We start from the raw sequence: 14,713 nt of genomic DNA, 5'->3' as shown, positions 1-14,713 counted from the left end.
CCCCACCGCAGGGCCTTTTCCCCACCGGCGTCGCCGGCGGCCGGGACCATGCACCGGCCGTCGGCGGAGGGCCAGCCGTGGGCCTGCGCCCCCCGGACGTCTGCCACCGCGCCGTCGGCGCCTACGGCGGAAACCTCCGTCAGGGCGCGGAAGGCGGGTCCGTGGAACAGCACGCCCTCGCCGTAGACAGGGGCCGCAGGTCCGCCGCCCGACGGGAGACTCCAGCTGCGCGCCGACCGTGCGCGGTCGGGTCCGGTGTCCGCCGTGGCCCGGTAGTGCGTCCGTGTCCCGCTCTCCAGGGTGAGTCGGAGGCAGGTGTCAGCGGTGGGTTCCCGCGTCGCCCGGACCGTGACCAGGTGCCCGTCGCCGCGGAAATCCGGCAGGCTCACGCCGCGCACCACCTCGACCTCGCGAAGGAGCACCGGTCCGGAACCCGTCTGATCTCGCGCGGCGGCGGCCAACCACTCGAGGGCCAGGGCCATCGGGAGCACGGGTGTGCCGGCGATCGCGTGGTCGGCCAGATGCGGATGGGTGTCCGCGACGATGCGCACCGCGCCCAGCGACACGCCTTCGGCGCCGGACCCCAGGGCGTCGGGCCGCCGTCCGGCTGCCAGGGTGACCCTCACGGGGCCGGCGCCTCCGTCGAGCTCCCGGACGAAGGCGGCGGCGCCCTCGTGCAAGGGGATGAGGTCGACGCCTTGGGCGCGGAAGTGCTCCCGCAGGGCAGGGCCCACCATGCCGCCGTCCCAGGGGCCCCAGGCCAGGGAGCGGACCACGCAGTCGGGTCGCTGCGCGGCGATGCGGGAGGCCACGTGTGCGAGGACCTCGTTGGCCATCGCGTAGTCGCTCTGCCCGGTGTTCCCGAACCGCCCCGCCACGGAGGAGAACACGCACACCGACCGCAGGGGGTCCTCGGCGGTGGCGTCGAGCAGGACCCGCAGGCCCTCTGCCTTGGTGCCGAAGACCATGTCGAACTGCTCGTCCGTCTTGTCCTCGATGCGGGCGTCCGCGAGTACGCCCGCCGCGTGCACCAGACCGGTGATGGCCCCCACCTCGGCACGCACCTGTTGCAGGGCCTCGCCCAGCGCCCGCGCGTCCCGTGTGTCGACGGGGACGTAGCGCACGGTGGATCCCGCGGCCTCCAGAGCCGCGATCGTGGCGCGCACCTCACGAACGGCCAGGACATGGGCGGCCTTTGCGCCGATCGCGGCCGGCCCGTGGCGTTCGGCGCCCGGTGCCGGCGGCAGCGCGGCGATCCGCCGTTTCAGTTCCGTCTCCTCCAGGACGTTCTTCAACTCCTCCGGTTCCTCGGAGAGTTCCGTACGGCCCAGGAGGACGAACGTCGGCCGGCGAGCCTCCGCCAGGGCGATCAGGGCCGCGGCGGTGACACCGCGGGCTCCGCCGGTGGCCACGATCACGGAGTCGGGGCCGACGCCGTGCGAGGCCGACGGCGCGGTCGGCGGCTCGGCGGCGTCCTGCTGCCGGTCTGTCAGCACCCAACGGCTGCCGTCCGCACGCAGGCCCACGTCGGCGCCGGCGCCTCCGTGCAGCAGTTCATGGGTGAGCACGCGGGCCAGTTCCTGCGGGGTGCGCCGGCCTCGCTCGCAGTCCACGGTCTTGGCCACCGTGCCCGGCCGCTCCTTCGCGACGGTCCTGGCGAGTCCGCTGAGGCCGCCCAGCCACGCCCGGTCCCCAGCGGCGCCTCCGAGGCCGAAGTCACCGCCGGTGTCCTGGATCGTCACCAGCACGTCGGGTCCCGCGGAAGCCGACGCCGCGTCGCGCACCGTGCGGAACACCCGCCGGTTCACCTCCAGCGCCTCCTGCGCCGAGCCGACCGGCCCCAGTCCGCCCAGGAGGATCAGCCCCCGTGTCCCAGGGTCGAAGGACGTGGTGACGGAGGCGGTGACACCGTGGCGGCGCAGTTCGCCGACCAGGGCCTCGGCGACCCCCGACCCGTCGTCCACCACGGCCAGGGAGCACTCCCTCAGTCCGGGGAGTTCCAGCCCCGGAGCCTCGGCTGCGACCACCTCGGTGACGGACCGGGACACCCTCGCCGCGTGGGCGCCGTCGTGCACCGGTTCGGACTCCGTCCGGGGACGGGCGGCGGAGTCGGCGACCGACGCCGAGGACCGAAAACGCGCCGCGATCTCGCCCAACGTCCGCAACCGCACGAGCTCCTCCGCCGACACCTCCGGCGCACCAGGCACCCGACGCCGCAACAGAGACAGAATCTCCACCCGCTTGATGGAATCGATCCCCAAATCAGCCTCGAGCTCCATACCCGGCTCAAGAATCTCCCGCGGATACCCCGTCCTCTCCGCGATCACCTCGAAGAACACCGCCCCCGCATCCACCCCGGCACCCGACTCCGCCTGGGGCACGGGAGAAGGCGCCGCGGCCGGGGCGTCGGCAGGCGGGGAGGGCGGCGGCGGGGCGGCGGACGGCGCCGCCAGGTCCGGAGCGACGATCGGGGCGGCGGCCGGTGTGGGGGGCAGCACCGCTGGAGACGGCTCCCCCATCGGCATCTCATGCGTCGGCGGCCCGGGAACGGCGCTGTGAAGGGCCGTTCCCATCATGCCGGCCAGCGCGTTGTCGGAGCTCCGCAGGAAGGCATGGTGAGCCTCGGCCATCAACCGCTGGTATTCGGAGTGGGCCTCGGCGGCATGACGCTGGGTTTCCTGAAAGGCGTGCACCCAGGTCCCGGAGTCCGCTGCTGCGTACCCTGCGCCGGGCGCGCCGTACGCATGGGTCGTGACGGTGAACGGCGCAGCGGTGAGTTCCACGGACGTGTCCCCCCACGCCGGAAGCGACGGTGCCGGCGGTGCGGGATGCTGGTGGGGGGCGGGAATCACCACGGGCTGCGGCTCGGGGGCGGGAATCACCACGGGCTGCGGCTGGGACGCGGACTGCGGCTGCGGCTGCGGCTGCGGCGCAGGCTCCGCCTCCGGTCCGCGCTCCGGCTCCCGTTCCGCGAGGGGAGCGGGAACCGTCGTCGCCGGCTCGGGAGAGCGGTAGTTCGTGCCCGACAGCGGGAAACTCATCCGGGGCGCTCGAAGCGGCCGGTCCTGCGCCGACGATGCGTACGGCTGCCACAGCGCTTCCAGATCCATGGGTGTTCCCGCCACCATGAGCTGTCCCAGGGCCTGCTGCAGCGCGGTCAGCCCGTGCCGGCCCTTCTGATCCAGGCTCACCGCGGTGTGGACGCGCTCGCCGAGGGTGTCGGCGACCATGCGGCTGAGCGAGGACCCGGCGCCGACCTCGATGAAGACCCGTACCCCCGCCGCGTACATGGCCTCGATCTCGTCGGCGAAGAGCACCGGCGAGACCAAATGGCTGGTCAGCCGCTCACGCACGCCCCCCGCGTCGGCCGGGTACACGGCCGCGTCGGCGTTGCCGTAGACATCGGTCGTGGGAGCACGGACCTCCATCTCGCCCAGTACCGCGGCGAACGGCTCACACGCTTCCTTCAGCAGCGGTGTGTGGAAGGCCCCGGATGCCTGCAGGCGCCGTGCCGTCCCGCCGCGTTCGGCGAGCCGGGCCTCCAGTTCGGCGATGGCGTCGGCCTCTCCGGACAGCACGACCTGTTCGGGGCTGTTGCGGTTGGCGATCCATACCCGGCCTTCGTACTCCTCGGTGAGCCGGGCGGCGTCCCGTACGGCCTCTCCGCCGACGGCCAGCATGGCGCCGTCCGTGGTGGCGACTTCGTTCATCAGCTCGCCGCGGCGCCGCGCCAGACGTATCACCCCTGTCTCGTCCAGCACCCCGGCCGCGTGCAGCGCGACCAGTTCGCCGAAACTGTGACCCGCGAGGCAGTCCGGCCGGACGCCCAGAGAGCGCAGCACGGCCAACTGCGCCAGGCAGTGCACCGCCAGCGCGGGCTGGGCCCACTCGGTACGGGTGAGCAGCGCCTGTTGCGCCGCCTGATCCGCTTCGCTGAACACCGGCTGGGGGAAGACCACTTGGTGCAGCGGCCGGTCGCCGACGGAAAGCGAGGACGCCCGGTCCCAGGCAGCCCGGGCCTGCGGCAGGTGCATCGCCAGATCGGCCCCCATCCCGACGTACTGACTGCCCTGCCCGGTGAACAGCAGTGCCGTCCTGGCGGGTTCGGCCGGCTTCGGGTCGAAGCACAGTCCTCCCGGCAGGCGGGCGGGGACGTCGGGTGCGGCGCGCACCAGGTCCTCCAGCCGTCGTACCTGCTCCTCGAGGTCCGCCGCATCCCGTACGACCATGCCTGCCCTCGCCGTCTCTGCGGGGTCGAAGCGGAGCTGGGAGTTCCTGGCCTTCTCGGCGAACGGCCGGTCGTCCTCGGCCAGTCGCCGCCCCGCCTCGGCCAGAGCCTGCGACGAGTCGGCACTGAGGAGCACGAGTTCGGTGGGCGCGGTCCTGGTCCACGCGGCCTCGGTGCTCGCGGCGCCGGGCGTCGGCACGTACTCCTCCAGGGTGAGGTGGAAGTTGGTCCCGCCGAACCCGAAACTGGACACCGAGGCGCGCCGGGGATGGTCGTCGCCGCGAATCCACGGGCGGGCACGGGTGTTGAGGTAGAGGGGGCTGTCGTCCAGGCCGAGTCGGGGGTTGGGCCGGTCCACCTTGATGGTGGGCGGGAGGATCTTGTGCTGGAGTGCGAGGACGGTCTTCAGCAGGCCCGCGGCGCCGGCCGCGGACTTGGTGTGGCCGATCTGGGACTTGACCGACCCCAGCGCGCACCACTGCCGGTCGGTGCGGCCGGATTCGTCGAACACCGTGCGCAGCGCGCTGAACTCCGCGGCGTCGCCCGCCACGGTGCCCGTCCCGTGCGCCTCCACCAGCTCCACCGAGTCCGGCCCGTATCCCGCGGCCTCGTACGCCCGGCGCAGCGCTCGGGCCTGTCCGCCGGGCACCGGGGCGTAGATGGCCTGTCCCCGGCCGTCCGACGAGGTGCCGATGCCACGTATCACCGCGTAGACGCGGTCGCCGTCGCGTTCGGCGTCCGCGAGGCGTTTGAGCGCGAACATCACCAGGGCTTCGCCGAGCATGGTGCCGTCGGCCGTCTCGGCGAAGGGGCGGCAGTCGCCGGTCTTGGACAGCGCCGGGGTCTTGCTGAAACACATGTACATGACAATGTCGTTGAGGGTGTCCACGCCTCCGGTGACGACCATGTCCGCCGTGCCGAGGGCGAGTTCGCTGATCGCGCCGGACACCGCGGCCAGGGAGCCGGCGCAGGCGGCATCGGTGGTGTAGTTCGTGCCGTGCAGGTCGAAGCGGTTGGCGATCCGGCCTGCCACGACATTGCTGAGCAACCCGGGGAAGGTGGCCTCCTGCCACGGCACGTACTGGGCGGCGATCCGGTCGCACAGCTCCTCGGCCCGGGCCGGGGAGATCCCGCCGGCCGTCAGCGCTCGCAGCCAGACCGGACGCTGCATGCGGTTGCTCATGGTGTGCAGCAGTTCGAGGGCCGCGGTACCGAGGATCACGCTGACCCGCTCGCGGTCGAACGACTCGGAGCCGAAGACGCCGGCGTCCGCCAGCACCTGCTGGGCCACGGTCAGCGCGAGGAGTTGGGTGGTGTCGGTGGCCGGGACGGTGGCGGGCGGAATGCCGAAGGCGGTCGGATCGAAGGCCACGGGCGCGAGGAACGCCCCCCGCCGCCCGTAGGTGCGGTCCTCGGCGGTGGGATCCGGGTCGTAGTAGTCCTGGACCGACCAGTGGCTCTCGGGCACGTCGGTGATGAGGTCCCGGCCGGACATGACGGTCCGCCAGAACTCGGGGGCGTCCGACGCCCCGGGAGTGAGCGCACCGACGCCCACCACGGCGACGGGCGGCATCTGCGGACGTTGGCTTTCCATGGTTCTCCCTGTGCGGACGGGGTCCGCGAAGGTAGTGCCGAAGAGGGAAGGCGCGCGGCTCAATGTGGGGTGCACGCGCAGGGACGCGTCGGGACGCGCCCGCACGCAGACCGTCGGGGCGCACCCGCGCACAGAGGCGTCAGGACAAGGGGCGCGGACGGAATCCGAAGGCGGCCGGAGGGACCGCGACGCCGGCGGCGCGCAGTTGCTGGGCGCGGGTGACGACCGCCGCGCCCTCCAGGAGGTTGCGGCCGATCTGCACGACCGAGCGGTGTTCCGGCTGGGCGAGGAAGCTGCCGTGCGTCCAGCGGTTGAAGGCGCCCATGGCCGGCCCGCACCAGATCTGGTAGTCGTTGCGCCGGGACGGTTCGCCGCTGATGGCCCACTGGCTCGACCTGCCGAGATATGAGCGGAAGACCAGCGCCATCAGATGCCGTGGGTCGCGTTCGGCGCGCTCCACCTCGATCGCGTCGCGGTCCAGCCAGTACGCGCGGGTGGTCGCCCATGCCTCCTGGAAGCTCTGCCGCAGGATGTCGCGCTCCAGCCGGGTGCGGAGGTCCGCGGGAATCGCCTCCAGGGAGTCGTACGTCTGGTACGCCTCGTACAGTTGCGCGGCGCGCCCCGGGAAGAGCGTGCCTCGCCGCAACACCTGGAGTCTGACGCCCAGTTCGAACATGTCGGAGGCGGGCGCCATGCACACGTCCGCGATGTCCGCCGCCGCGAGGAGTTCCTTGCCCACCGCCGACAGGCCCGCCTCGGTGCTGACCTGGTTGACGGTACCGGTGACCACGTAGGCCGCGCCCGCGGCGAAGGCCGCGGCCACCGACCGGGGGGTGCCCAGCCCTCCGGCGGCGCCGACCCGGACGGGCGGCCCGCCGAACCGGGCGGCCAGGGTGGTGCTGAGGTCCAGCAGGACGGGCAGCAGCACGCTCAGCGGCCGGTTGTCGGTGTGACCGCCGCTGTCGGCCTCGACCGTCACATCGTCGGCGACCGGCGCCCGGGCGGCCAGCTCGGCCTCCGTCGGGGTGATGCGCCCGTTCGCCAGCAGGGCGTCGAGGATCGCCGGCGGCGCCGGCGACATGAACTGCTGCGCCACTTCGGGGCGGGACACCTTGGCGAACAGGCGGGTGCGCCGCACGATCCGGCCGGACCGGTCGGTGGTGAGCCCGCTCGCGGAGCAGCGGACGACAGCGGGGGTGAGAGCCATGTAGGCGGAGGCGGAGACGACCGGGACCCGGTGCGCGAGCAGAAGATCGGCCACCTTCTCCTCCAGGGCGGGTTCGCTGGGCGAATGGATCAGGTTGACGCCCCAGTTGCGGCGGCCCGCCAGCCGCCTGCCGAGTTCGGCCACGGCGGCCTCCACCCGTCGGTGGTCGAGGCCGCCGGCCCCGAAGAAGCCGAGCATGTCCGCCTCCGCCATGGCGACGACCATGTCGGTCGTGGCGATGCCGTTCGCCATCTCCCCGGCGACGTAGGGAAAGCGCACACCGTGGGCGATGCCGAAGGCCCGGTCGCCGAGCCATTCCGGGTAGCCGGGCGGCAGCGTTCCCACGAGCTCCGGACCTTCGCCGGGGGCGTCGAGGGCGTTGCCGGAGGCCGCGCTGTCGTCGAAGGCGATTCCGACGGCTCGCGTCCCTGGGTCCCGCACCAGGTGCAGTCGTTCCCTGAGCCGCTCCTGTACGCCCCGGACCAGGCCTTCTCCCGAGAAGACCGGTGCGGTCCGGGGGGCGGCGCCCGTGGTGCTCACCATGGTCGGTCCTTTCCGCGCACGCCGCCCGACCCGGTCTGCCGGTAGAGGTCGCGGGGCGCCCCGAGGGCATGGTCGTCGTGCCAGTCGACATGCAGTTCACGAGTGCGGAACAGCCATCGTCCGCGGTGGCGCTCACAGGCGTCCGTGTACCGGATCAGCCGGAGCTGCATCCGCTCGGTCTCGTCCTGGGGCCGGTAGACCTCGTGGGCGAGGCAGTACGTCTCGGCAGTGGCGCTGTCCCCTGCCAGCCGCACGAGGTGGTTGCCGACGAAGTGGCCGGTGACCGTGAAGGGGGCCACGGCCGCGAAGGCGTGCTCCCAACCGTGCCGTCCGTCCAGGACGATCGGCTCGCGTCCGTCGCCGGCCGGATGCGGGATGATCAACTGCCCGTCCTCGTGGAACAACTGCGCGAGGAGATCCGGGCGGCGGCGGTCGACGGCGTGGGCGTAGGCGTCGACGAGTTCCCGCAGGGCGATCCGGTCGGAGAGCTCCCGCACGGCCTGCCGGTCCGCGTCCTCGCCCGGTACGCCCCGGTCCGCGGACTCGCGCAGGAGCAACCCGACCGGCTCCTGCAAGGACCGGCCGCCGCCCGTCCCGTCCACAGATCTGTTGTCACCGCCCGGGCGGCGGCCGTCCCCGCCCTTCATCCGGCGACGGAGGCAGTGGTGGGAGGCAACCGAACCGGCAGCGCCAGTCCCGTCACGATCCGCTCGGCCATCGGCCGGACCAGTCCCACCAGCCTGCGCGTTCCCGCCTCGCCGAGCGCCTGCCACACCGGCAGCGCCAACCGGTCGGTGAGATCTTCGACGTCCTGCCTCGCGGCCCGGCCCGCGTCCGTCAGGGCGCCGTCGGGGTCCAGCAGCCCGCGTGCCCGCAGGCGTTCCTCGGCGGCGGCCCACTCCTCGTCGGTCCAGCCCCGCCGAGCCTGGATGCTCCGGCGGCGCTCACCACCGGCAGCGGTGATCGTGACCAGCGCCTCGACGCCGTCGAAGGGCGCCTGAGCCAGTGCGACGGCATGCCCGTCGCCGCGGAACTCCCTGATCGTCGTGAGAGCCTGCCACAGCGCCAGATGGGGTTCGTCCGGGAGGGCCAACGCCGCGTTGACCGCGCCGAGAGGGCGTGCCGGGACGGTGCACGCCATGGCCGCGGCCGCGGCGAGCCGGGCCGCCTCGGCCAGTTCGCGCCCCGAGACCGCGTCGCCGAGCAGGGCGCGCAGCGCCGCGTCCGCACCGAGCAGCCGTGCCTCCAGCACCTGCCCGGGCGTCGCCGTCTGCCAGGCCACGGGCAGTTCCGCGGCGACCATGGCCGGCTTGAAGTGGTAGAAGAGCGCGCTGACCAGGGGACCCCCCACGGCTCCCAGGGGCGCAGCGCGGCCGGCGAAGTAGCCGCTCCACGGCCGCGTCAGACCGAGGCCGCGGAATGCCTCCTGGGCCTGCGGAGTCAGGTAGGTCACGGCGTGGTAGACGTCGAGGACGCCGTGCGCCTCGCGGGCCAGGGCGGTGTCCACCGCGTCCCGGGTCATCGGTCCGCCCCCATGGAAGCCGGCTCCGCGGCGCCGGAGAAGTGGACGAGCCCGGACAGACCGCGCTTGTCGATCTCGTTGGCGACCATGATCCGCTGGATCTCGGAGGTGCCCATCCAGATCCTGTCGACCCGTACATCGCGGTACACGCGCTCCACCGGATTGCTGCGCAGGTACCCACGCCCGCCGAAGATCTGCACCGCCCGGTCCGCCACCCGGCCGGCCGCCTCGGTGGCGGAGATCTTCGCCATGGCGACCTTGGCGTTGAGCGTTCTGGGGTCACCGCCCTGGTCGATGTCCCAGGCCAGCTGATGGACGAAGGTGCGGTTGACGGCGATGTCGATCACGGAGTCGGCCAGCATGGCCTGGATCAGCTGGTGCCTGATGATGCGGTCGCCGCCCTGCTCGCGTTCCCGCGCCCAGTCCGTGGCATGGCTCAGCGCCCGCTCCGCCGCCCCCACGGCGTGTGCCGCCACCAGGACCCGCTCCTCGAAGAACGTCTCCTGCGTCAGCCGGAACCCCTCGCCCACCTCTCCCAGCACCGCGTCCTCGCCGACCTCTACGTCGGTGAACGAGAAGTTCGGGTGCGCGTAGGCGAAGTTGTGGGTGTAGTGGGGCATGTCGAGGAGCTCCACGCCCGGCGCGTCGCGGTCCACCAGGAACATCGTCGGCGCGTTGTCCGGCTGGACCAGGGCGAGCACCAGGAAGTAGTCGGCGATGTCCCCCAGGGTGACGAACCACTTCTCACCGGTGATGCGATAGCCGCGACCGCTGCGCACCGCGGTGGTGGCGAGGCGGCGCAGATCGGATCCCGCCTCCGGCTCCGTGATGGCGCGCCCGCCGAAGCGTTCGCCGCGGATCTCGGGGAGGACATAGCGCTCCCGCTGCTCGGGGGTGGAGCGTGTCAACGCGGCAGCGGTCGGCCGCCACACCGCAGCCCATAACCCGTTGGTGAGGCGGCCGAACTCCTCCTCCACCACCACCTGCTGGATCCAGCTCAGTCCGGCGCCGCCCCAGGCGACAGGCGCGTTCATCGCGTTGAATCCGCTGTCCAGGACGATCCGCTTGATTTCCTCACGGCTGCTCGGTAAGAGCCCGCCCTCGCGTTCGCTCTCGTCCTCGTACGCCGTCAACTTCTTCGCGAGCTCCCTGGCCCGCGCTTTGAGGCCGACAAGGTCGGCCGAATAGGAAAACTCCACGGAAGGGGCCTTTCCTCTGGTGGGGGTGGGGTCGAGGCGGGGGGACGCAGAACCCGAGAAGCCGCCTCTTCCCTCGTTCGTTTCAGGGAGCGATCAGGGAGCGAAGAGGAGCAATTCGCCTTTTCGGACGAACCGCATCACTCTTCTCTCGCCCCGGGTGCGCGAAAGAGGACGAAAAGAAGTCAAGGCGAAATAAGGGGCATTCGCACCGAAGGTGAATGTCGGGTGAATGGGGGTTTACGACACGTCTACGCCGGGGCAACGAAGACGGGTGCCGCGATGCAGGGATCTTGCGCGCAGGACGTGAGGACGGGTGAGGCTCACGCGAACGCGAAGACAGGAGGGCGGAGGAGTTCCCATCCCGCGGCCGACACTCGTCAGCGCCACCGCATCGGGATCTCCAGCACCGCCCGGGCCTTTTAAGGGGAATCATGCAGGCCTGGTCAAGACCTTTGGGGAGTTCACCGCTTTCTACGTCGCCGATCTTCCCTCAAGCCGCTCTGACGCGTCAAGATCTGACGGCCAGAATTCATTGAACGCCCGCCCTAATAAGGCGGCCCCCTCCACAGGAAGTGAACTGAATAGTAACTTGGGTTCGCAAGTCAGAGTTTTCACAAAAAGGTAAAGGTAAACTCGCGGCCCACTGCAGGAGCCGTCCGACCGGCGACGCCCGCGCCCGCCAGGTCGTGGTCCGCCCACCGCACCGGACGGCGGACAGAGGAGTGAAGGACCGGACGACCCGACGGCGCGCGGACGTGCGGATCAGGCGTCCTGTTCGACGCCGGTCATCAGGGCGAGGACGCTGTACGGCGCACGGTCGTCGATCATGAGCCCGTAGAAGCCGTCGTCGTTCGCCTCCACCTCGGCGGCGCGGGCGAACATGGCCTGCTCATGCGCGGCGAGGGCCGTCTCCGCGTCGCCGGGGTGCGCAGCGAGGGCACTGCCGAGTTCCGCGCCGTCCTGCATGGCCGAGTTGGCGCCTTCGTCGTTCGGCGCACGGAGGTGGGCGGCATCGCCGAGCAGGGTCACCCCCCGTACGCGGTCCCAACGGTGTCCGGCCGGCAGCGTGAAGGCGGGCCGCAGAACCGGCGGGGTGTCACTGTCGGTGATCAGGGCGGTGAGTTCGGGAGCCCAGCCGTCGAACTCCTTCGCCACCCGCAGGGTCAGGGCCGCGGCATCAGCGGCATCCAGGCCGGCGAACCAGTGCTGGGGCTTCTTCAACTGCGCATAGGCGTGCAGGGTTCCGCCGCCCTCCCGGTGGGCCAGCAGTCCCCTGCCCGGCGCGAGCGCGAAGAGCGATCCGGCTCCGACCGCCTCCGCGGAGGATCGGTGGCGGGCGCCCGCGTCGAAGAGGAACGTCTCCACGCTGCAGACGCCGAAGTACCGCGGAACAGCCGTCGAGAGCAGCGGCCGCACCCGCGAGAAGGCCCCGTCGGCGCCGATGAGCAGGTCCGCGACGACGGTGGCGCCGTCGGCGAAGTCCACCCGGTGGCGGCCGTCGGCGATGGCGTGCACGGCGGTGACCTTGCGGCCCCAGCGGACGGCTCCGTCGGGCAGGGAGTCGAGCAGCATCTGTCGCAGTGCGCCACGCGGCGCCTCCGGGCGCTCGCCGGCGCCCGTGTCGGGCAGATCGAGCAGCACGTTCCCCGCCCGGTCCATGACCCGGTACGCCTCGCGGCCCGGCAGGATCAGCTTGCGGAACTCCTCGGCGAGACCGGCCGCGGCCAGCGCGGCCTGCCCGCTGTGGGGGTGCAGGTCGAGCAGGCCGCCCTGGCGGCGGGCATCGGGCGCGGGCTCCGCCTCGTAGACCGTCGCGTCGATGCCGTGCACGTGCAGCACACGGGCCAGCGTCAGGCCGCCCAGACCTGCTCCGACGATCGTCACGGATGTCGTCATGGTTTCCTCCCCAGCCCCTTACGGGGTAGCGCGACGTCCTCATTGGATCATCACTCCAATGACGCTAGCACGAGATTGGATCGACGCTCCAAAGTCAGGGTCCGTGCGATGCTGGGGGCATGGTGAAGAGAGCAGCGCAAGGATCTGCGCGAGCGCCGCGGCGGACGGACAGCCTCTCGCGGGAGCTGATCATCCGGACCGCGGTCGAGATCCTGGACAGCGGCGGCGAGAAGGCGCTGACGCTGCGTGCGCTCACCGTGCGACTGAGCACCGGCTACGGGGCGATCTACCACCACGTCGCGGACAAGAGCGATCTGCTCGCCACGGCCGCCGACGACGTCATCACCGGCGTGCTGTCCGGCGCGGTCGCCGACGCGGACCCCCGCAGCGCTCTGCGCCGCCTCGCCCTCGGCCTGTTCGACGCGATCGACGCCCACCCCTGGATCGGGGCGGAACTCTCCCGCCAACCGTGGCGGCCCGCACTGCTGGACTTCTACGAGAGCCTCGGCCGACTGCTGAACGCCCTCGAAGTCCCGGAAAGAGTGCGCTTCGACGCGGCCGGCGCGCTCGTGAACTACGTCCTCGGCGTCGCCGCGCAGAACGCCGCGAACGCACGGCTGCGCGAAGGCGGCGACCAGGGCCGGGAGACGTTCCTGGAGAACGCCGCCGCACAATGGGCGCAGATCGACCCCGGCCGGTATCCCTTCGTGCACGCGGCGGCGGCCCGACTCGGCGAGCACGACGACCGCGAGCAGTTCCTCGTCGGCGTCGACATCTTCCTTGCCGGTGTCTCAGCCCTGCGCTAGGGCGTCGGACGGCGGGCGGGCGACAAGCAGAACAGCGGCGCGTGGGGCGTCGGAGACGATCTCCGCTGCGATAAACCGCATTGAACTGATTGTCACCGCTTCGAGGTAAGCATCCCCTCTCTTCGGCGGATGCGGCCGTTGCAGCGGCTAGCTTTCTGCAGGTGGACGGATACCCGTGATCCTTCCCGCTCGTTGCCCACCCCTCCCTGTCTCCCGTCCGGCGCACGCCTGTGCGCCGGACGGCCTGCGCGCAAGGAGAACGCCCCCGCATGTCCGTCGACAGCGTCCCGGATACCCACACCCCACCCGCCGCGGCCCAGCAGTCCCTGAGCACCACCGCTGCCCGCAACCTCGCCACCACCACCAAGTCCGCCCCGCAGATGCAGGAGATCACCTCTCGCTGGCTGCTGCGCATGCTGCCCTGGGTGGAGGCCAAGGGCGGCGCCTACCGGGTCAACCGGCGGTTGCGCCACACCCTCGGTGACGGGCACATCGAGTTCGTCCAGGAGGGCGCCACGGTCCGGGTGATCCCTCGGGAGCTCGGCGAACTGGCCGTTCTGCGCGGATTCGAGGACGAGGACGTCCTCACCGCCCTCGCGGACCGCTGCGCACAGCGCGATTTCACGGCGGGCGAGGTCCTCGTCGAGTGCGGCAGCCCCGCGGACCGGATCCACCTGATCGCCCATGGCCGACTCGTCCAGACCTCCGAGGGCCGGTACGGCGGGGAGAACACCCTCGCGGTGCTGGCGGACGGCGACCACTTCGGCGAGAACGCGCTGGCGGACGCCGACGCCCTTCACGACTGCACGGTCACCGCCGAGACCTCCGGCACCGTCCTCACCCTCTCCCACGCCGACTTCAGCGCCGTCCGGGACCGCGCACCCGAACTCCAGGCCCACATCGCCCGGTTCAGCGCCCGCGCGCGGCAGCGGCAGAACAAGCACGGCGAGGCGGAGATCGCTCTCTCGGCCGGTCACGTCGGCGAGGCCGAACTGCCGGGCACCTTTGTCGACTACGAGCCGAAGCCTCGCGAGTACGAGCTCTCCGTCGCACAGACCGTGCTGCGCGTCCACACCCGGGTCGCCGACCTCTACAACGGTCCGATGGACCAGAGCGAGGAGCAACTCAGGCTCACCATCGAGGCGTTGCGAGAACGTCAGGAACACGAACTGATCAACAACCGCGAGTTCGGACTGCTGCACAACGCGGACTTCAAGCAGCGCATCCAGCCCCGCTTCGGCCCGCCGACCCCGGACGACATGGACGATCTGCTGTGCCGTCGGCGCGGCACCAAACTGTTCCTCGCCCACCCGAGGACGATCGCCGCCATCGGACGCGGCTTCAACGCATGCGGTCTCTACCCCGACCACGTCGATCTCGGCGGGCAGTCGGTCCCCGCCTGGCGCGGGGTCCCGATCCTGCCCTGCAACAAGATCCCGATCAGCAAGGAGCAGACCAGCTCCATCATCGCGATGCGCACGGGAGAGAAGAACCAGGGCGTCATCGGCCTGCGGCAGACAGGACTGCTCGACGAGTACGAACCGGGTCTGTCCGTGCGGTTCATGGGCATCAACGAACAGGCGATCATCTCCTATCTCGTCAGCGCCTACTACTCCGCCGCGGTGCTCCTGCCCGACGCCATCGGCGTGATGGAGAACGTGCAGATCGCCCCCAGGCCGCGCTGAACGCCCTGCTCCGCCGCAGGTCCACGCCTGACA

The 14,713-nt window shown here is 71.6% G+C and carries 8 protein-coding genes; 2 read left to right on the top strand and 6 right to left on the bottom strand.

Annotation, left to right across the window (positions count from 1 at the left end; translation table 11 throughout):
- The 6 genes from ABT300_RS33540 to ABT300_RS33515 all read right to left on the bottom strand — a co-directional run.
- On the bottom strand, window positions 1-5,822 hold a 5,822-nt coding region (locus tag ABT300_RS33540; RefSeq protein ID WP_351683837.1), incomplete at its 3' end, for an SDR family NAD(P)-dependent oxidoreductase.
- 139 nt (window positions 5,823-5,961) lie between these two features.
- Entirely contained in the window at window positions 5,962-7,572 is a 1,611-nt protein-coding gene (locus ABT300_RS33535) for a PfaD family polyunsaturated fatty acid/polyketide biosynthesis protein (protein ID WP_351683834.1), read from the bottom strand.
- On the bottom strand, window positions 7,566-8,174 hold the full coding sequence (locus ABT300_RS33530) for a nuclear transport factor 2 family protein (RefSeq protein WP_351683832.1): 609 nt from the start codon (window positions 8,172-8,174) through the stop codon (window positions 7,566-7,568). Before ABT300_RS33530 ends, ABT300_RS33535 begins: the two co-directional genes overlap by 7 nt.
- A 41-nt stretch (window positions 8,175-8,215) precedes the next feature.
- Entirely contained in the window at window positions 8,216-9,094 is an 879-nt protein-coding gene (locus ABT300_RS33525) for an SCO6745 family protein (RefSeq protein ID WP_351683830.1), read from the bottom strand.
- A complete protein-coding gene (locus tag ABT300_RS33520) occupies window positions 9,091-10,293 on the bottom strand; it encodes an acyl-CoA dehydrogenase family protein (RefSeq protein WP_351683828.1) in 1,203 nt (400 codons plus the stop codon). The genes ABT300_RS33525 and ABT300_RS33520 overlap by 4 nt, the downstream gene beginning before the upstream one ends.
- Window positions 10,294-11,055: 762 nt before the next feature.
- Window positions 11,056-12,189 (bottom strand): FAD-dependent oxidoreductase, encoded by a 1,134-nt coding sequence (locus ABT300_RS33515; RefSeq protein ID WP_351683826.1) that lies wholly within the window; start codon window positions 12,187-12,189, stop codon window positions 11,056-11,058.
- 119 nt (window positions 12,190-12,308) lie between these two features.
- Between ABT300_RS33515 and ABT300_RS33510 the strand changes: the two genes are divergently transcribed.
- Together ABT300_RS33510 and ABT300_RS33505 are read left to right on the top strand one after the other, a co-directional pair.
- Window positions 12,309-12,995 (top strand): TetR/AcrR family transcriptional regulator, encoded by a 687-nt coding sequence (locus tag ABT300_RS33510; protein ID WP_351683823.1) that lies wholly within the window; start codon window positions 12,309-12,311, stop codon window positions 12,993-12,995.
- 269 nt (window positions 12,996-13,264) lie between these two features.
- Window positions 13,265-14,680: a family 2B encapsulin nanocompartment shell protein gene (locus ABT300_RS33505; RefSeq protein WP_351683821.1), complete on the top strand. Its 1,416-nt coding sequence runs from the start codon at window positions 13,265-13,267 to the stop codon at window positions 14,678-14,680.
- Window positions 14,681-14,713 lie beyond the last annotated feature (33 nt).

Origin of the sequence: Streptomyces sp. NPDC001027 (assembly GCF_040299045.1) — a bacterium.
In the GTDB taxonomy this organism is placed as follows: domain Bacteria; phylum Actinomycetota; class Actinomycetes; order Streptomycetales; family Streptomycetaceae; genus Streptomyces.
Note: the sequence above shows the minus strand (reverse complement) of the source record. Positions and strands in the feature narration are given on the sequence as shown.

Coding starts and splice junctions, on each gene's coding strand:
- ABT300_RS33535 (WP_351683834.1), bottom strand. CDS start 7,572: ATGGTGAGCACCACGGGCGCCGCCCCCCGGACCGCACCGGTCTTCTCG.
- ABT300_RS33525 (WP_351683830.1), bottom strand. CDS start 9,094: ATGACCCGGGACGCGGTGGACACCGCCCTGGCCCGCGAGGCGCACGGC.
- ABT300_RS33515 (WP_351683826.1), bottom strand. CDS start 12,189: ATGACGACATCCGTGACGATCGTCGGAGCAGGTCTGGGCGGCCTGACG.
- ABT300_RS33510 (WP_351683823.1), top strand. CDS start 12,309: ATGGTGAAGAGAGCAGCGCAAGGATCTGCGCGAGCGCCGCGGCGGACG.
- ABT300_RS33505 (WP_351683821.1), top strand. CDS start 13,265: ATGTCCGTCGACAGCGTCCCGGATACCCACACCCCACCCGCCGCGGCC.